The sequence below is a fragment of the Pseudomonas sp. RW3S2 genome (genome assembly GCF_014268955.1).
GTDB lineage: Bacteria > Pseudomonadota > Gammaproteobacteria > Pseudomonadales > Pseudomonadaceae > Aquipseudomonas > Aquipseudomonas wayambapalatensis.
The window spans coordinates 39,576-58,968 of sequence record NZ_JABWRM010000011.1 but is presented as its reverse complement, the minus strand read 5'-3'; the positions used below and the strand labels follow the sequence as shown (position 1 = coordinate 58,968).

General features: G+C 57.0%; 21 protein-coding genes and 1 pseudogene. 20 read left to right on the top strand and 2 right to left on the bottom strand.

All coding sequences use genetic code 11. The features are described 5' to 3' along the window. Positions 1–602 precede the first annotated feature (602 nt). The 3 genes from rluC to HU748_RS16935 are packed head-to-tail and all read left to right on the top strand — an operon-like array spanning position 603 to position 3,244. A complete protein-coding gene (gene rluC / locus HU748_RS16945; RefSeq protein WP_186666811.1) occupies positions 603–1,559 on the top strand; it encodes a 23S rRNA pseudouridine(955/2504/2580) synthase RluC in 957 nt (318 codons plus the stop codon). A gap of 6 nt (positions 1,560–1,565) precedes the next feature. Beyond that, positions 1,566–2,246, top strand: a complete 681-nt coding sequence (locus HU748_RS16940) for an HAD family hydrolase (protein WP_186707961.1) — start codon at positions 1,566–1,568, stop codon at positions 2,244–2,246. Between the two features lie 2 nt (positions 2,247–2,248). Beyond that, complete coding sequence (locus HU748_RS16935) at positions 2,249–3,244, top strand: S49 family peptidase (RefSeq protein WP_186707959.1); 996 nt, start codon at positions 2,249–2,251, stop codon at positions 3,242–3,244. 33 nt (positions 3,245–3,277) lie between these two features. On the opposite strand, the gene HU748_RS16930 is transcribed toward HU748_RS16935, so the two are convergent. Next, positions 3,278–3,856 (bottom strand): nucleoside triphosphate pyrophosphatase, encoded by a 579-nt coding sequence (locus HU748_RS16930; protein WP_186707957.1) that lies wholly within the window; start codon positions 3,854–3,856, stop codon positions 3,278–3,280. A gap of 95 nt (positions 3,857–3,951) precedes the next feature. Between HU748_RS16930 and HU748_RS16925 the strand changes: the two genes are divergently transcribed. The 10 genes and pseudogenes from HU748_RS16925 to tmk form a co-directional block, all read left to right on the top strand. Continuing rightward, positions 3,952–4,479 carry a YceD family protein gene (locus HU748_RS16925; RefSeq protein ID WP_081255215.1) on the top strand — a complete coding sequence of 176 codons (528 nt, stop codon included), beginning with the start codon at positions 3,952–3,954 and terminating at the stop codon, positions 4,477–4,479. A 13-nt stretch (positions 4,480–4,492) separates the two neighbouring features. Beyond that, the gene (gene rpmF, locus HU748_RS16920) at positions 4,493–4,675 is read left to right on the top strand and encodes a 50S ribosomal protein L32 (protein ID WP_008096416.1); all 183 of its coding nucleotides are present in this window, start codon (positions 4,493–4,495) and stop codon (positions 4,673–4,675) included. A gap of 3 nt (positions 4,676–4,678) precedes the next feature. Beyond that, the gene (gene plsX / locus HU748_RS16915; RefSeq protein WP_186666807.1) at positions 4,679–5,689 is read left to right on the top strand and encodes a phosphate acyltransferase PlsX; all 1,011 of its coding nucleotides are present in this window, start codon (positions 4,679–4,681) and stop codon (positions 5,687–5,689) included. A 127-nt stretch (positions 5,690–5,816) separates the two neighbouring features. Beyond that, complete coding sequence (gene fabD / locus HU748_RS16910; RefSeq protein WP_186721191.1) at positions 5,817–6,755, top strand: ACP S-malonyltransferase; 939 nt, start codon at positions 5,817–5,819, stop codon at positions 6,753–6,755. Between the two features lie 17 nt (positions 6,756–6,772). After that, positions 6,773–7,513 carry a 3-oxoacyl-ACP reductase FabG gene (gene fabG, locus HU748_RS16905; RefSeq protein WP_054925392.1) on the top strand — a complete coding sequence of 247 codons (741 nt, stop codon included), beginning with the start codon at positions 6,773–6,775 and terminating at the stop codon, positions 7,511–7,513. 204 nt (positions 7,514–7,717) lie between these two features. Continuing rightward, positions 7,718–7,954, top strand: a complete 237-nt coding sequence (gene acpP / locus HU748_RS16900) for an acyl carrier protein (protein WP_186666804.1) — start codon at positions 7,718–7,720, stop codon at positions 7,952–7,954. Between the two features lie 175 nt (positions 7,955–8,129). Further along, positions 8,130–9,374, top strand: a complete 1,245-nt coding sequence (gene fabF / locus HU748_RS16895; RefSeq protein WP_186666803.1) for a beta-ketoacyl-ACP synthase II — start codon at positions 8,130–8,132, stop codon at positions 9,372–9,374. After that, positions 9,374–10,195, top strand: coding sequence for an aminodeoxychorismate lyase (gene pabC, locus HU748_RS16890; protein ID WP_186666802.1), 822 nt, complete (start codon positions 9,374–9,376; stop codon positions 10,193–10,195). Before fabF ends, pabC begins: the two co-directional genes overlap by 1 nt. Positions 10,196–10,198: 3 nt before the next feature. Beyond that, the gene (mltG, locus tag HU748_RS16885) at positions 10,199–11,383 is read left to right on the top strand and encodes an endolytic transglycosylase MltG (RefSeq protein ID WP_186707949.1); all 1,185 of its coding nucleotides are present in this window, start codon (positions 10,199–10,201) and stop codon (positions 11,381–11,383) included. 9 nt (positions 11,384–11,392) lie between these two features. Continuing rightward, a pseudogene (tmk, locus tag HU748_RS16880) lies at positions 11,393–11,686 on the top strand (dTMP kinase); the annotation flags it as partial. A gap of 329 nt (positions 11,687–12,015) precedes the next feature. Here tmk and HU748_RS16875 read toward each other — a convergent pair. Beyond that, the gene (locus HU748_RS16875) at positions 12,016–12,327 is read right to left on the bottom strand and encodes a helix-turn-helix transcriptional regulator (protein WP_240320387.1); all 312 of its coding nucleotides are present in this window, start codon (positions 12,325–12,327) and stop codon (positions 12,016–12,018) included. Positions 12,328–12,419: 92 nt separating this feature from the next. Between HU748_RS16875 and HU748_RS16870 the strand changes: the two genes are divergently transcribed. From HU748_RS16870 to HU748_RS16840, 7 genes are all read left to right on the top strand, one after another. Beyond that, positions 12,420–12,836 (top strand): hypothetical protein, encoded by a 417-nt coding sequence (locus HU748_RS16870; protein ID WP_114942669.1) that lies wholly within the window; start codon positions 12,420–12,422, stop codon positions 12,834–12,836. Next, positions 12,829–13,419, top strand: a complete 591-nt coding sequence (locus tag HU748_RS16865; RefSeq protein ID WP_114942670.1) for an MbcA/ParS/Xre antitoxin family protein — start codon at positions 12,829–12,831, stop codon at positions 13,417–13,419. Before HU748_RS16870 ends, HU748_RS16865 begins: the two co-directional genes overlap by 8 nt. Then, on the top strand, positions 13,420–13,917 hold the full coding sequence (locus HU748_RS16860; protein ID WP_114942671.1) for a hypothetical protein: 498 nt from the start codon (positions 13,420–13,422) through the stop codon (positions 13,915–13,917). Between the two features lie 285 nt (positions 13,918–14,202). Then, complete coding sequence (locus tag HU748_RS16855) at positions 14,203–14,781, top strand: recombinase family protein (protein ID WP_186721187.1); 579 nt, start codon at positions 14,203–14,205, stop codon at positions 14,779–14,781. A 248-nt stretch (positions 14,782–15,029) separates the two neighbouring features. Next, on the top strand, positions 15,030–15,647 hold the full coding sequence (locus tag HU748_RS16850; RefSeq protein WP_162801904.1) for a hypothetical protein: 618 nt from the start codon (positions 15,030–15,032) through the stop codon (positions 15,645–15,647). Between the two features lie 3 nt (positions 15,648–15,650). After that, a complete protein-coding gene (locus HU748_RS26480; protein ID WP_238343394.1) occupies positions 15,651–16,754 on the top strand; it encodes a hypothetical protein in 1,104 nt (367 codons plus the stop codon). A 145-nt stretch (positions 16,755–16,899) separates the two neighbouring features. Next, positions 16,900–19,392, top strand: coding sequence for an NERD domain-containing protein/DEAD/DEAH box helicase (locus HU748_RS16840; protein ID WP_186721185.1), 2,493 nt, complete (start codon positions 16,900–16,902; stop codon positions 19,390–19,392). The last annotated feature ends 1 nt before the right edge of the window (position 19,393 follow it).

Below are 19,393 nucleotides of genomic sequence, written 5' to 3'. Positions count from 1 at the left end.
GTTGTCGCGACGACGCGTCCTGTTTGCTGCGGTGCCTATCGCACTCAGTCAGGAGGAGGAATCAGCCGAGGGCCGTGGACGCCTCTGGGGCATCTGCAAACACCGGTTCCGCTCGCCGGGCCATTACAGTGGGCCGGTGGCCGGCCGTGCTGTACGGTCCGGGCTGTACATCTCCACCCTGCACGTATCCCTGATAATTCGGGTGCTGCCGCGCGCTGAATCCGCAACGGGTTGCATTTTTCGCCAGCGCAGATTCTGGGCTGGCGCCATTCATGTCCAAGGCAGGTATTTCCGAAGCATTCGCCAGGCGCTGCACGGAAGCGACGAGGCGGGGCAGGGGCATGCGAAAAAGAACAGGAGGGAGGTGAAACACCGCACTTGTCGTTTTTTTTCGTTCTTCTCTGCTCGGCGCTGGTGGCGATTCCAGGCATTTCGGTAAACTGGCGAAAACCCCGTCGGACGGCCTCGCGTCCTCGAGAATTGCGTTGGTCAGGGCCGGTTCGAAACCGTGCGGTACTGACCTACCGCTTTTGGCGGCGTTCGCGACTATAGCAGTAATCATTAAGTGCTTCAATTCCATAAAAAATTGTTATGATCCAGCAATGACGACCAATAATCCCCCGACTTCCGGCGTTCAGCTGATCGAAGTCGCGCCGGAACTTGCCGGCCAACGCATCGACAACTTCCTCATCACGGCCCTCAAGGGCGTGCCCAAGACCCTGGTCTATCGCATCCTGCGCAAGGGAGAGGTGCGGGTGAACAAGGGGCGCATCAAGCCCGAATACAAGCTGCAGGCTGGTGACATCGTGCGCGTGCCGCCTGTCCGATTGCCCGAGCGCGACGAGCCTGCTCCCGTGGCGCAGGGGTTGTTGCAGCGGCTGGAAGCGGCGATCGTCTACGAAGACAAGGCGCTGATCGTGATGAACAAGCCTGCCGGTATCGCCGTGCACGGCGGCAGTGGCCTGAGTTTCGGGGTGATCGAGGCGCTGCGTCAGTTGCGTCCGGATGCCAAGGAGCTCGAACTGGTGCACCGACTGGACCGCGACACTTCGGGGCTGCTGATGATCGCCAAGAAGCGCAGCATGCTGCGTCACCTGCACGCAGCCCTGCGCGGCGATGGCGTCGACAAGCGCTACATGGCTTTGGTGCGCGGGCACTGGCCAACCTCGAAGAAACAGGTCAATGCGCCCCTGCAGAAAAGCAACCTGCGCTCGGGAGAGCGCATGGTCGAGGTAGACGAAGAGGGCAAGGAGGCGTTGACGCTTTTCCGTGTGCTGCGCCGCTTCGGTGAGTTCGCCACCATGGTCGAGGCGCGACCGATTACCGGTCGCACCCACCAGATCCGTGTGCACACGCTCCATGCCGGGCACATGATCGCCGGTGACAGCAAGTACGGCGATGAAGACTTCAGTCGCGAAATTCGTGATCTGGGGGGTAAACGCCTGTTCCTCCACGCTTATGCGTTGACCGTGCCCCTGCCGGATGGTGGCGAGTTGAAGCTCGAGGCGCCGGTGGACGAGATGTGGGCCAAGACCGTGGAGCGCCTGAGTGCGACCTGACCTGTCATGAGCAAACCCTACGAGCTGCTGATCTTCGATTGGGATGGCACTTTGGCCGACTCCATCGGGCGCATTGTCGAGGCGATGAACGCCGCTGCCGAGCGTGCCGGCGAGGCGCCCAGTGCCGACGCCGCGGTCAAGGGCATCATTGGTCTGGCCCTGAGCGAGGCGATCTCGGTGCTCTATCCGCATCTGGACGCCCGGCAGCTCGAGGTTTTCCGCCAGCACTACGCGGATATCTACACAGCGCTGGATCAGCAGCCGTCACCGCTGTTCGACGGGGTGGTGGAGTCGTTGGAAGCCTTTCGCGGTGAGGGGTATCGTCTGGCGGTGGCCACTGGCAAGGCGCGTCGCGGGCTGGATCGGGTGCTCAAGGCCAATGGCTGGGAGGGGTATTTCGATATCACTCGTGCCGCTGACGAAACCCGCGGCAAGCCTCATCCGTTGATGCTTGAGGAAATTCTCGCTCATTGCCAGGTCGAACCTGGCAGCGCGCTGATGGTCGGAGATTCGGCATTCGATCTGCAGATGGCCAGCAATGCGGGTATGCACTCGGTTGCCGTGGGTTATGGCGCGATGTCGCTGCAGGCGCTGAGCGAGTTTGGGCCGCAGGTGTGCGTCGAGCATTTTTCACAGTTGCGTGAGTGGCTGGCTGGTCCCGCGCGGCTTCAATTTCAAGGTAGGTGAGCATGGCTGACGAGTGGAAAGCCCCTGAGCCCGAGGGCGCAGCGCAGGACAAGGAAGAGCGCAAGAGCTGGAAGCTGCTCGAGAAGACCCTCCTGGCAGGTGTTCAGGAGCAGCGTCGTGCGCGGCGCTGGGGGATTTTCTTCAAGTTGCTGACCTTCCTCTACCTGTTCGGTCTCCTGTTCCTGTTCTCGCCGCTGATGGACATGGAGAGTGCGGCCTCGCGCAGTGCCAATCATACCGCCTTGGTGGAAGTGCGCGGGGTGATCGCCGACCAGGAAGCTGCCAGCGCCGACAATATCATCAAGAGCCTGCGTGACGCGTTCAAGGACGCCAAGACCAAGGCTGTGGTGATGCGTATCAATAGTCCGGGCGGGAGTCCGGTGCAGGCGGGTTATGTATATGACGAGATTCGTCGCCTGCGCGCCGAATATCCGGCGATCAAGCTGTATGCAGTGATCACCGACCTTGGTGCCTCGGGTGCCTACTACATCGCCAGTGCGGCGGATGAGATCTACGCCGACAAGGCCAGCCTGGTCGGATCCATTGGCGTGACTGCGGCCGGCTACGGCTTCGTCGGAACCATGGAAAAGCTCGGTGTGGAGCGTCGTGCCTACACTTCTGGCGAGCATAAGGCCTTCCTCGACCCGTTCTCGCCGCAAAAGCCTGAAGAGACTGCGTTCTGGCAGGGCGTGCTGGATACCACGCACAATCAGTTCATCGCCATGGTCAAGCAGGGCCGAGGGGAGCGTCTGAAAGACAAGGAGCACCCAGAGCTGTTCAGTGGTCTGATCTGGTCGGGCGAGCAGGCCAAGGCGCTGGGTTTGATCGATGGACTGGGCAGTGCCAGCTACGTGGCGCGTGACATCGTCGGCGAGAAAGAGTTGGTGGACTTCACGGTGCAGGAATCGCCGTTCGACCGCTTCTCCAAGCGTATCGGGGCCAGCGTCGCCGAGCGCCTGGCCATGTACATGGGCTTCCAGGGGCCATCCCTGCGTTGAGTCATGAGCGGGGCTGCCGGGCAGCCCCCTCTTTCAGGGTAGCTGCACACCTTCTGCGTGCAGCATGTCTACCAGGCGAATCAGCGGTAGCCCGATCAGGCTCGTCGCGTCGCAGCCGTGGGTGCTCTGGAACAGTGTCACCCCCAATCCCTCCGCCTTGAAGCTTCCTGCGCAGTCCAGGGGCTGTTCTGCCTGCACGTAGCGCTCGACCCGTTCGCGGTCCAGTTCGCGCAGGGTTACGGTGAACGGTATGCAGTCTACCTGGCATTTTCCCGTGCTGCTGTTGAGCAGGGCGAGGCCGGTCAGGAAGGTGACCTGCTGCCCGCTGGCGGCCAGCAATTGCTCGCAGGCGCGCTCGAAGGTGTGCGGCTTGCCAAGGATCTGCTCGCCCAGTACAGCGACCTGGTCCGAGCCGATGATCAGGTGTTGCGGATGGCTGTTTGCCAGGGCTTCGGCTTTTTGTCGGGCCAGGCGACGGACCAGTTCGGTGGCAGGCTCCTCGGCGTTGCGCTTTTCGTCTATATCGGGGCTTGCCCAGGTGAAAGGCAGGCGCAGGCGCTGGAGCAGTTCGCGCCGGTAGGGGGAGCTTGAAGCAAGCAGCAGGGGAAGCATGGTAGACTCCTTCGCAATTGAACCGATTCTAACATGCGTGATGCCGCCTAATTTCCTTTGACAGGGGCGGGGGGCATCCCTAGAATGCTGCGCCTATGTTGAATGACCCGATTCCACCTCACGTTGACCCGCGCAAATTGGCCGATCGTGGCGTAACCCTCCAAGGTTCGCTGCAACTCGCTGATTTGGAAAGACTCTGCGACCCGCTTTCCGATAATGTCGGTACGGTGCAGGCGAAGTTCGATTTTGAGCGAGACGAGCAGCACGTTGTGGTTATCCACAGCGATCTGAACGTCGAAGTCAAAATGGTTTGCCAGCGTTGTCTTGAGCTGGTCACCCTGCCGATTCACAGCGAATGTACTTACGCCGTGGTGAAGGAGGGTGCGAATACCCAGTCGTTGCCGAAAGGCTATGACGTGCTGGAACTGGGCGAAGATCCTTTGGATCTGCAGGCGCTGATCGAGGAGGAGCTGTTGCTCGCCCTCCCTATCGTGCCTGCTCATCATCCGGAAGAATGCCAGCAGCCGGCGGGCGCAGACGAGCCCGAATCGAGCAAGGACGAGGTATCGCGGTCCAACCCGTTCAGTGTCTTGGCGCAGTTAAAGCGTGACCCAAACGTTTAGGAGTTAATCAATTATGGCTGTTCAGCAGAACAAAAAATCCCGCTCTGCCCGTGACATGCGCCGTTCGCACGACGCCCTGTCGGAAAACGCGCTGTCCGTAGAGAAGAGCACCGGTGAAGTACACCTGCGCCACCACGTTTCGCCAGAAGGCGTATACCGTGGTCGCAAAGTGATCGACAAGGGCGCTGACGAGTAATCCTTGTCCGCTCAGATCATCGCGATCGACGCAATGGGCGGGGACTTCGGTCCCCGCAGCATTGTCCAGGCTAGCATTGCCTGCCTTTCGGCTACTCCCTCGCTGCACCTGACCCTTGTCGGTCAACCCTCTCTCCTTGAAGAACTTGTCAGTGGCCTTGCAGCTGCCGATCGTGCGCGCCTGCAAATCGTCGCGGCGAGCGAGGTGGTGGGCATGGACGAGCGGCCTTCGCAGGCGTTGCGCGGCAAGCCTGATTCGTCGATGCGCGTCGCCCTCGAGCTGGTGCGCGACGGCAAGGCGCAGGCCTGTGTGAGCGCCGGGAATACCGGGGCGCTGATGGCGCTGTCGCGCTTTGTCCTCAAGACGCTGCCGGGCATCGATCGCCCCGCCATGGTGGCGGCGATTCCAACCCAGGCTGGCTATTGTCAGTTGCTCGATCTGGGTGCCAATGTCGATTGCAGTGCCGAGAACCTCTACCAGTTCGCCGTGATGGGGTCGGTGGCGGCTCAGGCGCTGGGGATCCAGCGCCCGCGCGTGGCGCTGCTCAATGTCGGTACCGAAGACATCAAGGGCAACCAGCAGGTCAAGCTGGCGGCCAGTCTGTTGCACAATGCCCGTGGGTTGAACTACATCGGTTTTGTCGAAGGCGATGGTCTGTATCGCGGTGAGGCCGACGTGGTGGTGTGCGACGGCTTCGTCGGCAATATCCTGCTCAAGTCCAGCGAAGGGCTGGCGAGCATGATCGGGGCGCGTATAGAAGCGCTGTTCAAGGGGGGGCTGTTTTCCCGTGCAGCCGGGGCGGTGGCGATGCCGTTGCTCAGGCGCCTGCAGGCCGACCTGGCGCCGGCGCGACACAATGGCGCAAGCTTTCTCGGTTTGCAGGGTATCGTCATCAAGAGCCATGGCTCGGCGGGCGTGCAAGGTTTGCAGAGTGCGATTCAGCGTGCGCTGATCGAGATCCAGGAAAATCTGCCGCAGCGGCTGCATGGTCGTCTCGAAGACCTGTTGCTTTAGGCATATTGGCGATGAAGTGGTTAAATGTGACCGCTTGGTCTGCGTTTCCATCCAAGTTTTCAGATTCCGCGCCTCGCCATTGGTGGGGCGCACCCTATCCGACGACAAGATCATAAGGGCTTGTTCAATGTCTGCATCCCTCGCATTCGTCTTTCCTGGTCAAGGCTCCCAGTCGCTGGGCATGCTCGCCGAGCTCGGCGCTGAAAAGCCGGTGATCGTCGAGACCTTCAAGGAAGCTTCCGAGGCTCTGGGCTACGACCTGTGGAAGCTGGTCCAGGAAGGTCCGGAAGAGCAACTCAATCAAACCGACAAGACCCAGCCGGCCATTCTGACAGCCTCGATCGCCCTTTGGCGTCTGTGGCTGGAAGAGGGCGGCGCGCAACCTGCTCTGGTCTCTGGTCACAGCCTGGGTGAGTACAGTGCCCTGGTCGCGGCTGGCAGCCTGTCGCTCAAGGACGCCGTTCGTCTGGTCGAGCGCCGTGGTCAGCTGATGCAGGAGGCTGTGCCTGCGGGTCACGGTGCCATGGCTGCGATTCTCGGCCTGGATGATGCCGATGTGGTTGCCATCTGCGCCGAGGCGGCCGAGGATGAAGTGGTCAGTGCGGTCAACTTCAACTCCCCGGGCCAGGTCGTGATCGCCGGTAACAAGGCGGCGGTCGATCGTGCGATCGAGCTGTGCAAGGCCAAGGGCGTCAAGCGTGCGCTGCCATTGGCGGTCAGCGTGCCGTCGCATTGCGCGCTGATGAAGCCGGCGGCCAAGCGTTTTGCCGAAGCGGTCAACGCCATCGAGTGGAAGGCCCCGCAGATTCCGGTGGTGCAGAACGTCACCGCCGCCGTTGCGGCCGATCTCGACGCACTCAAGCACGACCTGTTGGCGCAACTGTACCAGCCGGTACGTTGGGTGGAGTGTGTGCAGACCCTGGCGGCCCGCGGTGCGGTCAACCTGGTCGAGTGCGGCCCGGGCAAGGTCCTGGCTGGCCTGAACAAGCGTTGCGCCGATGGCGTCACCACCTACAACCTCAATACCCCTGACGCCGTCGCCGCCACCCGTGCGGCGCTGGCCTGATATCTGGAGAAACTTGCATGAGCCTGCAAGGTAAAGTTGCACTGGTCACCGGCGCCAGCCGTGGTATTGGCCAGGCCATCGCCCTGGAGCTGGGCCGCCAGGGCGCGACCGTAATCGGTACCGCCACTTCCGCTTCGGGTGCCCAGCGCATCGCCGAGACCCTCAAGGAGCATGGCATCACCGGTACCGGTCTTGAGCTGAATGTCACCAGCGAAGAGTCCGTGAGTGCCGTTCTGGCCGCGATCACCGAGCAGTTCGGTGCGCCGGCGATCCTGGTCAACAATGCCGGTATCACCCGCGACAACCTGATGCTGCGCATGAAAGATGAAGAATGGTTCGATGTCATCGACACCAACCTCAACAGCCTTTACCGTCTGTCCAAGGGCGTGCTGCGTGGCATGACCAAGGCGCGCTGGGGTCGTATCATCAGCATCGGTTCGGTCGTCGGGGCCATGGGCAACGCCGGCCAGGCCAACTACGCCGCTGCCAAGGCGGGCCTCGAAGGCTTCAGCCGTGCCCTGGCGCGTGAAGTGGGTTCGCGCGGTATCACTGTAAACTCGGTCACCCCGGGCTTCATCGATACCGACATGACCCGCGAGCTGCCCGAGGCGCAGCGTGAAGCGCTGCAGACCCAGATTCCGCTGGGCCGCCTGGGTCAGGCCGAGGAGATCGCGAAAGTGGTTTCCTTCCTGGCATCCGACGGCGCAGCCTATGTCACTGGCGCTACCGTGCCAGTGAACGGCGGGATGTACATGTAACATCAGCAACTCAATGTGACGGATTGCTTAAAAAAACAGTCATACTGCGAGCCTAAAATCCGTTATAAAGCTGCAACCAGATTCCAGGTGGCAGGCCGGGTGTCTCTCGTGAAGGCGCGTTACGCTTGAAAAGCAGGCGTCTTCCTATAAACTTGGTCACCGGCCAGCTGCCTGACATATGTCCATTAGGAGTGAAAACTAGGTATGAGCACCATCGAAGAACGCGTCAAGAAAATCGTCGCCGAGCAACTGGGCGTCAAGGAAGAGGAAGTCAAGAACGAATCTTCCTTCGTTGAAGACCTGGGTGCCGATTCGCTTGACACCGTTGAGCTGGTGATGGCTCTGGAAGAGGAATTCGAGACCGAAATCCCTGACGAAGAAGCCGAGAAGATCACTACCGTTCAAGCTGCAATCGACTACGTCAACAGCCACAAGGCCTAAGACGTTTCAGTCGACGCTTCTTGTCGGGAAAAACCGCACTGCCTTTGCCGGCGTGCGGTTTTTTCTTTGCGAGCCATTGGCGTCATTCACCGGGCAATCGAGAGCCTGTTGCCATTTCATTCGGCCGTGCTGAGTGCAATCGCAAGAGACTCTGTTATTAGAAAAGGAGAGTGCTGTGTCGCGTAGACGCGTCGTGGTCACCGGTATGGGTATGCTGTCGCCACTGGGTACTGATGTACCAAGCACCTGGCAGGGCATTCTGGCTGGCCGCAGTGGCATCGGTCCGATCGAACACACGGACCTGAGTGCCTACTCCACCCGTTTTGGCGGCTCGGTGAAGGGCTTCGAGGTCGAGCAGTACCTGTCGGCCAAGGAAGCTCGCAAGCTTGACCTGTTCATCCAGTACGGCCTGGCGGCCGGTTTCCAGGCGGTGCGCAATGCTGGCCTGGAAGTGACCGACGCCAACCGCGAGCGCATCGGCGTGGCCATGGGCTCGGGGATCGGTGGCCTGACCAATATCGAAGACACCAGCCGTACCCTGCACGAGCAAGGGCCGCGCCGGATTTCGCCATTCTTCGTGCCGGGTTCGATCATCAACATGATCTCCGGCTTCCTGTCGATCCATCTGGGTCTGCAGGGCCCCAACTATGCGATCTCCACGGCGTGCACCACCGGTACTCACTGTATCGGCATGGCCGCACGCAATATCGCTTATGGCGAGGCTGACGTGATGATCGCCGGTGGCGCGGAAATGGCCGCGTGCGGCCTGGGCATGGGCGGTTTCGGCGCCTCGCGGGCACTTTCGACTCGCAATGACGAGCCATCCCGTGCCAGCCGTCCGTGGGACAAAGGGCGTGATGGTTTCGTATTGTCCGATGGTGCCGGCGCCCTGGTACTGGAAGAGCTTGAACATGCCAAGGCACGTGGCGCGACCATCTATGCCGAACTGGTCGGTTTCGGCATGAGCGGGGACGCGTTCCACATGACGTCGCCACCGGATACCGGCGACGGCGCTGCACGCTGCATGGTCAACGCCCTGCGCGATGCGGGTGTGAAGCCTGAAGACGTCAGCTACATCAACGCCCACGGCACCTCGACCCCCGCTGGCGATATCGCCGAAGTGGCTGCCATCAAGCGTGTGTTCGGCGAGCACGCCTACAAGCTGGCCGTCAGCTCGACTAAATCGATGACCGGTCACCTGCTTGGGGCTGCCGGTGCGGTAGAGGCGATCTTCAGCGTGTTGGCGATCAACAGCCAGATGGCGCCGCCGACCATCAACCTGGATGAGCCGGACGAAGGTTGCGACCTGGACTTCGTGCCGCACCAGGCGCGCAGCATGCCGATCGATGTCGTGCTGTCCAATTCCTTCGGCTTTGGCGGTACCAACGGTTCGCTGGTATTCCGCCGGTTCGCCGATTGATGCACAGCTGGATCGATGGCCAGCCGGCGACTGCAGTCAACCTGCAGAACCGCGGCCTGGCCTACGGCGATGGTCTGTTCGAGACTATCGCCGTGCGCGGCGGCAGGCCCAGCCTGCTGTCGCGACATCTCGATCGACTCAAGCAGGGTTGTCAGCGGCTTGCGATCGATATCGATCATGCGTGTGTTCGCGACGAGTTGCTGCGCTACGCCAGCCAGCTCGGTGAAGGCGTAGCCAAACTGATCGTCACTCGCGGTGATAGCCAGCGCGGCTATGCGCCCGCCTCCGAAGCCGTGGCCCGACGCATTCTCCAGAGCAGTCCAATGCCTGCTTATCCCGTGGCCAACGCGGAGCAGGGGATCGGGCTGTTCGACTGCCAGACCCGTCTTGCGCAGCAGCCGCTGCTGGCCGGGCTCAAGCACCTCAATCGCCTGGAGCAGGTAATGGCTCGCGCCGAATGGCAGGACCCTGCCTGCGCCGAGGGTTTGATGCGTGATGTGCAAGGGCACCTGATCGAAGGGGTCTACAGTAATCTGTTCCTGGTCCGCGATGGCGTGCTGCTGACCGCCGACCTGAGCCGCTGCGGCGTGGCAGGCGTCATGCGCGCTGCGCTGCTGGACGAAGCCTCGGCGCTGGGTATCGAGGTCCGAACAGCTGACCTCGTGCAAGCCGATCTGGAGACGGCCGATGAAGTGTTCGTCTGCAATAGCGTGTATGGAATTTGGCCTGTGCGCACCTTCGCTGCGCTCAACCTCGACTGGCCGGCCGGGCCGCTCACCCGTAAACTGCAGGCCGTTGCCCGTACGTTACTGGATACCTGATTCGTGAGACGCAAAATCCTGCTGCTGCTGGAAATGGGCCTGATCCTTGCCGGCCTGGCCGTAGGCTGGTCGGCCTGGAAGGTCAACTCGGTCCTGGAGCAGCCGTTGCATGTCACCGAAGAGCGCCTGCTCGATGTGCCCAATGGCACCAACCCCAACCGCATGTTCTATCGCATGCAGAGTGAAGGGTTGCTCGACGACGCCTTCTGGTTGCGACTTTACTGGCGTTTCAACATGGCTGGCACTGCACTGCACACGGGGGAATACCGCCTGACGCCCGGCATGACCGTCGAAGCGCTGTTCGATGCCTGGCGCCGTGGTGATGTGGTGCAGTACAACCTCACCCTGGTCGAGGGCTGGACCTTCCGCCAGGTGCGCTCGGCCGTGGCCAGGCATGAAAAGATCAAGCACACCCTCGACGGGCTGTCCGATACTGAAGTGATGGACAAGCTTGGGCATACCGGTGTGTTCCCTGAGGGGCGTTTCTTCCCGGACACCTACCGCTTCGTGCGCGGCATGAGCGATGTGGAGCTGTTGCAGCAAGCCTACATGCGCCTTGAGGAGGTGCTGGCCAAGGAGTGGGCAGACCGGGTAACCGATTTGCCATACCGTGATCCCTACCAGGCGCTGATCATGGCCTCGCTGGTGGAGAAGGAAACCGGTATCCCCCAGGAGCGAGGGCAGATCGCAGGTGTATTTGTGCGCCGCCTTCGCTTGGGCATGATGCTGCAGACCGACCCTACAGTGATCTACGGCATGGGTGAGCGCTATAACGGCAAGATCACGCGTGCCGACCTGCGTGCACCGACACCCTACAACACCTACACCATGACCGGCCTGCCGCCGACACCGATCGCCATGGTCGGGCGCGAGGCGATTCACGCTGCCCTGAATCCGTCAGACGGTACCAGCCTGTATTTCGTCGCGCGTGGCGATGGCAGCCACGTATTCTCCGATGACCTGGACGACCACAACACGGCTGTGCGCGAATATCAGCTCAAGCGCCGCGCCGACTACCGCTCCAGCCCGGCGCCACAAGTCCCGCAGGGCACGGCCGATCAGGCACCGGACGCCGAGCCGCCAACTGAAGCCGCGCCTCGGTCCGGCGAAGCCCTTGAAGGCGCACCAACCCAGTCCGCCGAAGAGCCCGCGCCCGCACAAGCGCCGGCGCCCACCGATAAACAGTAAGGAATGCCCGTGAGCGGTTTGTTCATCACTCTGGAAGGCCCCGAAGGCGCGGGCAAGAGCACCAACCGCGAGTACCTGGCCGCGCGCCTGCGTGAGCAGGGCGTGGATGTGGTCATGACCCGTGAGCCTGGCGGTACGCCGTTGGCCGAGCGTATCCGCGAGTTGCTGCTCGCTCCCAGCGACGAAGCCATGGCGGCCGACACCGAGCTTCTGTTGATGTTCGCTGCACGCGCCCAGCATCTGGCCGAGGTCATTCGCCCGGCGCTGGCGCGGGGCGCCGTGGTGCTGTGCGACCGCTTTACCCAAGCTCTATATTTTTTTACAGGATGGTGTAAACCTAGCCGCTTTGCCCCTTATCTCTATCAGGGCTAGATAAACCAGTCGCGAAGCCATAGTTTTCGAGGGGCTAATCGTTCTGAAGCGGTTTCAAGATCGATGTAAGACTGAAAAATGTAAACAAGGCCTGATTTTTTGGCTGAGTCGGGCTGATGTAAACAGAAATATCGCTTGTCATCGAGTATTCCGCCTTCAGGCTGAGAGCGGAATGTAAACATCCCGTTCCTACGTCTCCGTTAGCCATCCTGGCGCACCGATTCCGCGGCAGCGGCAAGGAGTGTGACTGCTCACGAATCTCAGTCCTTGGTGCTCTTTGGCGGTGGTTCAATCAGATCCCGCCTTACCTGAAGCCCCGCTTCGTCCATTAGCTCTTCAAGGCTCCTGTCCGGCTCACGCCACATGTAACACTGTACCACCAGCGCTAAGGGTGAGATGCCCATTACCTTTGCCAAAGAGTCGATCGTCTCAAGCGTTGGGGCGCGCAGACCTCTCTCTAGCAGACTCACGTACTCTCTGCTCACTTCAGGGGGGAAGTCGTTCTGTGCTAGCTCGGCCCGCATCCGTAGCTGTTTCAATGCCAGCCCAAACGCTGCTTTCAGGTCGCGCACACGTACTCTCCGCCAAAAGAGGGTATGTAGCCACATTGTCTCTTGAGTTTCAGCGTACTATAGTACGCATGGCCCTTCAGGAGACATATAATATGTTTGAAACCAACGATTCCGGTCGTCTAGAAGAGAGCCCTTTTTTTCCTCCGCAACCAGGATCGCATCGGTGGGCCTATGTCGCCCTGACGTCGAATCACGAATGGTTTTTCGTGACTTATGATGTTGTGCAAGATGAGACGGTGCATACGCAGCAGTTGCTGATCCCCGGACCTCAGTATCTACTGGGATTGACGTCGCGAGACGGCCCTGATGAAGCGGTCAGAGAGGTGCAGCTTGTATCACCACCCTGGTTGAACGAAGACGGGGCGTGGAGGATGGAGCCGCTCACCGGAATTCGCATCGTCGGGAGGCGCTTTTGCTACGAGCTTAGTGACGGCAATTTCTATCCATCAGAGCTAGCCGAGCAGCCATCGAAGATAATGTGGCGGAGTGAGGGCAGGAGCGATGGATAGTATTAATGAGCGGACCCTGTCGGATCGACATCGAAAACTGCTTTGTGGCGTCATGGTTCCTGGCCAGCTGTTCGATTTCGAATGCGGCGACGGTTGGGTTTCCCTGATCGACGGCATGCTGCGTTTAGTCGGTAGATACAGTGCAGAGCATTGCTTAGAGATTCAGGTCGAACAGGTGAAAGAAAAGTTCGGCCTCCTTCGAGCGTATGTTCGGGGTGGTGATGTCGTCGTCGACTGGATCCTAGACGTTGCTGAGTTAGTTTCAAGCTGTACTTGTGAGGTCTGTGGGGGATCTGGCAGATATTATGAAATTAACGGATGGCTCCAAGTGCGCTGTCTCCATCATCAGCTTCCTAATCAGTTTGAGGGAGTGGGATTTGGTCACAATGAGGCCTATGCCGAAAGTTTCGCAAAATCAGTTTCTCTAGTCCTTTGGTTCTTCAAAGAAAATTACGCAGCTTGGTTGAATCAGGAGTGTGCAGCATTGGGGCGTGTCCGGCCTGTTGAGGCACTAACCACTGTTCAGGGCTGTCAAGCAGTACACGATCTTTTGAAGAGGCTTGAGCATGGAGTGCTTGTTTAATTGAAGAACTTAAATTCGTTCATGATGGTTAAGGTTGATCGACCGTGTTTGGAGGAATTCCTCCAAAGTAGTCTGACGTGGGAGTTTGAAATAGGAGCGGTCGATTTTGCAGTCGTGCGCGAGTTTGTCTCGTCACCAAGGCTAATGTCATTCGCAGTAAAAGCGTTTAGTCATCCTAAGTTAGTCTTGGCTGGTGATTCATTTCTAGATGCTTATACGATGCTGGCGGATAGCATGCAAAAGACCTATGCAATATTCTGTGATGAGTGGGAGCAGATCGAGGAAAAGATAGAGTATGTGGAGTGCTGTGATTTTCGTGATCAGTCTGTGATGAAGGTTCAAGTTTGGTCTGTTGATCCGTTGGTTCTAAATCCGTTTTCTATGAGGGTTGGAGTTGCTCTGAGTTATAAGCGCTCGGAATTGCTCGCAGAGTCTAGAATTTCTTCAGCTGTGAATGAATTAATGTCCCCTTTTGGATATTATGCTGACGAATTTTAGGTTTTCTCAATTATTTGTTCCACAGGCGCGTCGCTGTAAGTGACCCTTTGATGTTTGTGGCTGTGAAATCTCGGGGGCATTGGTGGCTACATGGCGCATTTGGAGTGTTTCGGTTAAGAAGCGCTTGTCGTATTGTTGTTGCACTATGTTTTCGAAATGTCGCATGAGTATTAAGTTATGCGACAGTTTTTTCTTTCATGATTTCATTGGGGCTTGGGTGTCGCATAAGTTTGTCGCAAATGATGTTATACTTGAAAGAATAAACGCGACAGAAAAGATAGAGATATGGATATTGGATATGCGAGGGTTTCAACGACTGGCCAAGATTTGCAAATGCAAAGAGAGTTTCTTAGTCAAGAGGGATGTGCGCGGATTTTTGAAGAAAAAGTAAGTGGCGCCAAGAATGACCGTCCTGAACTGCTAAGAATGTTGGATCACTTGCGAGAGGGAGATGTGCTCATGGTGACGCGTCTTGATCGGCTTGCGAGATCAACTCTCCATCTTCTAGAGATCGCAGATCGTCTGAATGAGATTGGCGCTGGTCTTAGGTCTCTAGCGGAGCCTTGGCTTAATACCTCCTCTCCAGCCGGTCAAATGATCATGACCATTTTTTCTGGTATAGCTGCCTTCGAACGTAGTCTCATCGTCGACCGCACACGAGCGGGACGGGAAGCTGCTAGGCGTAAGGGGATCAAGTTTGGGCCGAAGCCGTCACTTAGTCCTGATCAGATAGCCCATGCGCAGGAGTTGGTGGCAGAGGGCAAACCAGTGGCACAAGTTTCGGCGTTGCTTGGCGTACATCGTGCCACCCTCTATCGAATCCTTGGTCGGTCGGCGGCCCTACCTCAACGCAGTGCCGCTTGAGCTGAAGGCAAAGTGGCACAGCAGATTAGCCTGCGGCTAGATGGGGCCAGCGGGGGCAGTGGGGTGAGCATGTAGCGCTGCACCACCCTAACCAGATGCTTGGGCTCATTTCCCCGATAGGGGAGTCTGTGGAGGAACCCGCAGCAACGTGCGCTTCTACCATTGGTTCAGAAGAAATCGCAGATTCCCTCAATTTCATAGTGCTATCATCGGTCGCTGGATTAGGGGCTGCAAGTGCGAGGGATGGCATGCAAGATCACGAATATTCGGTAATAGGTCACCGCCGGAGCACTGTTGGCCGCTATCTCGGCATGCTGGCGACCATTGTTGTTTCCTTTCTCCCGGCGGTGGGGTTTGGCCTTTCTGAGTTGATGGCTGAGCTGGGCGTTCCCGAGTGGGGCAAGTACTTCGTTGTCATCCCCATCACCGCCAGCCTCACCTATACGGCCCTGCACTGGTTCTTCAACAAATACGGCTGGCGTCCGCTCAGCTTCATAGCACAGGTCCCCAATATCTCCGGGGACTGGAATTGTGTGGGGCAGACGCTCAACGACGACGGTTCCGTGGCTCACGATTGGGTAGCCGAGCTTTCGATTTCCCAGACTTGGGAAAAAATCAGGGTTCGCCTCGAAACGAAGTCCTCCATTTCACACAGCGTTTCAGTCGCTTTAATCCCCGAGCCGGATGGTTGCTGGATGCTGATGTATAGCTACATCAATAAGCCCAAGGTGGGCAACGGACACCTCGATGCCCACCAAGGCTACTGCGAGATGAGGGTGGTCAAAAATCTGAAGACTGCCAAGGGTGAGTACTTCACAGCGAAAGGGCGAGGTACTGCTGGCACCATGACATTTACCAGGAGATAAAGGATGGGCAAAGATGTTAATCGGCGGCTGACAGATCTCAAGTCAAGGCGCCAAGGTAGTAGCAGTACGTTTGCGATGGACAGCCTCGTAACCAACGCCAGGTCTCTTCAGGAAAAATTTGAGACCCGTTCGACGGGGCAGTGGGTTAAATATGCCCTTGGCATCATGCAAGAGGTTGACCCTACGTACACCAAGAACTCGGTGGCTGAAGGGGAGAGGGTCAAAAACCAGATCACCAACCGCGTCGCCACCGGAGTTCGGTTCGAGTACCAGGGCTCTGTGCCCTTGAATGTCCACATTCGTGGGGTAAGCGACATCGATATCCTGGTGTTGCTGGATCGCTATCTGACCATCGATATGCAAGGGGCGCGTGCCAACACGAATGATTACAGCGATTGGGTCGGGCCGAGTGGAGTCGCTCAGCTCTCGACCTTGAGGAGCGAGCTAGAAACGGCCTTGAAAGCGGCATTTCCTGCGGCGACCGTAGACATCTCTAAGGACAAAGCTATTGCTTTGTCTGGTGGCAGCCTGTCCAGAAATGTGGATGTCGTTCCGTCCCACTGGCACGACTCGGCGGCTTACCAGATCAGCCAAGATAAAAAAGATCGTGAGGTGAAGGTTTTCCAGAAGCACACATTCAATACTTTCTTGAACCGCCCATTCCTTCACATTGATAAAATTAATCAAAAGGAGACGCGTACGTACGGGGGAGCAAAGAAGGTTATTCGCATGTTGAAAAACCTAAAAGCCGATAGTGATAATCCCGCATCAATCTTGGTCAATAGCTATGAGATTGCGGGTTTGGTGTATCACTTTGAGGATTTGCCGATATCAGTGCCCGGCTACAATGAATTAGCGCTGGTGGCGGCGACCAAGCAGCAGCTCACTCGCTTTATTGACAATAAGCCTTGGACCATGAGCCTGTTGACGCCGGATGGCATTCGCAAAGTTATCGACTCTGATGAGAAATTCAATTCCATCAAGTTGCTCAGGGATGAGGTAAGTGAGCTTGCAAAGAACCTTGCAATCGAATTGACCTCGCGTTATTGGATAGATGACGCTGATACCCTTAGGACTCTGCGAGAGTCTTACATATCTGAGTATTGATAGGCTGCGCAGGTTGGCAGTTTTCGTGCGTGAACGCCAATTCGCCCGGTTTTGTACTACTGGGCTGAATTGATGCGTTACGCGATTGCGATGTTTGAAATTGATACAAAATCGTTAGAAGATTTGAATTGAGTGAGCGATGTAGATGGCAAGGATGATACCGGAGCATGGACCGAACCTTACAGAAAGCCATGGTGAGCGCCATCTTTATTCGGTACTAAAATCAAATTTGTCCGATGACTATGTTGTTTTTCATAGTTTGCCGTGGTTGTGCTCCGCAGTTAACAAACTCGACGGTCGTGCCAGGCCCACGGGCGAGATAGATTTTCTTATAATTCATCCTGAGGATGGTGTTCTAGCCTTAGAGGTAAAAAGTGGAGTTTATCGTGTTGAGAACTCCGTTTTTGTGCACGTTAGAGACGGCTTTAAAATAGATCCCTTAAACCAAACGAAAAGAAACGTCCACGGTTTTGCTACATGGCTTGGTGCTGATCCGTCCCTGCGACTAAAGATCGGTTACGGATTTGTCTTCCCTGATTCAGATTTTGATAAATCTAATATTCCAGGGATGTACGACACGCGGGCAAACCCACCTCAGCCGCTTTACATTGACTTTGAGGCCTATCCTGACGTAGCCCACAAGATCGTCGGGTTAATGAAGTATTGGAAGCGAGCGCTTCAAAACTCTGATTTGGGACGTTCCAGAGCTGATGTCCTGATCGATTATCTCGCGCCCAAGGTAGATGGCCAGCCCACATGGGCAAGCCGAATTCGATACGACAATAAAACATGGCTTCAATTGACTGCTGAGCAAAGCGCCGTGGTCAGAAATGTGCTAAAAAGTCAGAATTCATTGATTACTGGATGGCCGGGAACGGGAAAAACTGTATTAGCCATCGAAGCTGCCAGAAAATATACTGCCGAGGGCAAAAGGGTACTGCTACTTTCTTTCAATGGAAAACTCACTGACCATATTCGGAATCAACTAGACGGCTATGATGGCTGCACCGTATTGACGTGGCATGGGCTTTGTCGGATGGCAGCAGGGGCACTGGAGCGTTCTTTCGAAGGCGAGGCCTGGTTTAGGGTCCAGTGTCTGGAGGATTTTAAGCTGGCGATTAGTCAGGGTCTTCTTGGTGACTTTGATGCTTTGATTGTTGATGAGTCTCAAGCACTGGCAGAGTCGTGGTGCCAAGTCTTAATCGATTGGTTTGGTCAACGGCCTAAGGTGTTTTTCTGTGACGAGACGCAGGTTTTTAATTTTGAGCGCAATGGCGTACCTCTTGAGAGACTGAAAGCAATTCTTGCTGTTGATGTATTTACGCTCACTATCGTCATGCGAATGCCAAAGGCTGTTACGGAAATCTTGTCAGAAGTGATGCCTCCGAAATTCCAGCTATCATCTCCTCGCTTGTCTGAGGCGGACACAGCACTTGAGATTGTTACGATAGATCCCGGAAAAGAGCTTTTTGGTATTAAAGAAAGATTGATGGCTGGTGGGGTGGATGCCGCTGACATTGTAATTTTAGTCGGTTCAAGGGATCCTAGAAAATACATCGAAATGTTAGGTTCTAGTAACCTAACTGTTGAGGGTATCGCAAAGTATCGCGGGCTTGAATCGCCAGTTGTAATCGTGCTAGGGGCTGAAGCGCTCGATACCGCAGAGCTATTTAGTGCTTACTCCCGAGCTACGACTAAATTTATCGCTATCTACAACGCTACAAACCCTGAGTGGAAGGGGCACCTAGGTTTCCAGGCTCGACTTCAAGAAAACTCAGAGAGTGAAGCGATCTTGACAAAGGCTCAAGAGCCTCTCCGCATAAGGAGTTTGGTGCAAGCTAGTACTAGCACAATAAGCTTAGGAACGAAAAGTCTAGATCTGATGTGGGCCGAGGACTGGCAGACCTTGCTTGTTGAGTTGGAAACGCATGAAAGCCAAATGCGCTTATGGGTCAACTATTTGAACCGGGTAATTAGTCACCCTGTTTTTGTATGGTTCAAAGACACACTTAATAAATTCTATGCGGTTGCAACCGTTACGGATGGTGAATTTGAATCGTACTACAATCTTCCTTTAGTCATGGGGAAGTGTAAGGAGTGCGATAGCATCACTCCCTGCACTAGTTCGCCGGAAAGCCACTGCGTGCTTTGTGCCACTGTGGAAAGCAGGCTATTACCACCAGACCCGCACATCCTGGCCCAGGTCTGTACGTATGATGGTGCTATCACCTCCCAGTTTTCGAGGGAACGCAGCCTTGAACTTAGGTCACAGCTGCCTCTTGAAGTGGCCGCTGTTGCTTCGTTCCTGCATGCTAAAAAGCATCGAGTTCGAGATAGAGTTTTGCTGCTTGCAATGCCTTCTGGCCGTCAATTGTATGAGACGGCTTTTGTTTTTGCTCAGTCCAGGATCGCAACCTGTTTAGCTGGGGGGACGCTCTCCGTGGACGCAATCGCGGACGAGATCTACGAACGCTACCAGTCACTAAAGAACGTCACGGCAGCTGAGTGGCGTTCTAACGTGGCCATGGCATTCGCCACTATCAAGGAAAAGGGCTATGCGGTCAGGGTTGGTAAGAAGCTCTATCGGCCGGTTGAAGACGCAGATGCGCCACCGCCGAAGCGGTTCAACTACGACTAAT

Excerpts from the sequence above, each read along its gene's own strand:
- rluC (WP_186666811.1), top strand. The coding sequence starts at position 603 with ATGACGACCAATAATCCCCCGACTTCCGGCGTTCAGCTGATCGAAGTC.
- HU748_RS16940 (WP_186707961.1), top strand. The coding sequence starts at position 1,566 with ATGAGCAAACCCTACGAGCTGCTGATCTTCGATTGGGATGGCACTTTG.
- HU748_RS16935 (WP_186707959.1), top strand. The coding sequence starts at position 2,249 with ATGGCTGACGAGTGGAAAGCCCCTGAGCCCGAGGGCGCAGCGCAGGAC.
- HU748_RS16930 (WP_186707957.1), bottom strand. The coding sequence starts at position 3,856 with ATGCTTCCCCTGCTGCTTGCTTCAAGCTCCCCCTACCGGCGCGAACTG.
- HU748_RS16925 (WP_081255215.1), top strand. The coding sequence starts at position 3,952 with ATGTTGAATGACCCGATTCCACCTCACGTTGACCCGCGCAAATTGGCC.
- rpmF (WP_008096416.1), top strand. The coding sequence starts at position 4,493 with ATGGCTGTTCAGCAGAACAAAAAATCCCGCTCTGCCCGTGACATGCGC.
- fabD (WP_186721191.1), top strand. The coding sequence starts at position 5,817 with ATGTCTGCATCCCTCGCATTCGTCTTTCCTGGTCAAGGCTCCCAGTCG.
- fabG (WP_054925392.1), top strand. The coding sequence starts at position 6,773 with ATGAGCCTGCAAGGTAAAGTTGCACTGGTCACCGGCGCCAGCCGTGGT.
- acpP (WP_186666804.1), top strand. The coding sequence starts at position 7,718 with ATGAGCACCATCGAAGAACGCGTCAAGAAAATCGTCGCCGAGCAACTG.
- pabC (WP_186666802.1), top strand. The coding sequence starts at position 9,374 with ATGCACAGCTGGATCGATGGCCAGCCGGCGACTGCAGTCAACCTGCAG.
- HU748_RS16870 (WP_114942669.1), top strand. The coding sequence starts at position 12,420 with ATGTTTGAAACCAACGATTCCGGTCGTCTAGAAGAGAGCCCTTTTTTT.
- HU748_RS16865 (WP_114942670.1), top strand. The coding sequence starts at position 12,829 with ATGGATAGTATTAATGAGCGGACCCTGTCGGATCGACATCGAAAACTG.
- HU748_RS16855 (WP_186721187.1), top strand. The coding sequence starts at position 14,203 with ATGGATATTGGATATGCGAGGGTTTCAACGACTGGCCAAGATTTGCAA.
- HU748_RS16850 (WP_162801904.1), top strand. The coding sequence starts at position 15,030 with ATGCAAGATCACGAATATTCGGTAATAGGTCACCGCCGGAGCACTGTT.
- HU748_RS26480 (WP_238343394.1), top strand. The coding sequence starts at position 15,651 with ATGGGCAAAGATGTTAATCGGCGGCTGACAGATCTCAAGTCAAGGCGC.
- HU748_RS16840 (WP_186721185.1), top strand. The coding sequence starts at position 16,900 with ATGGCAAGGATGATACCGGAGCATGGACCGAACCTTACAGAAAGCCAT.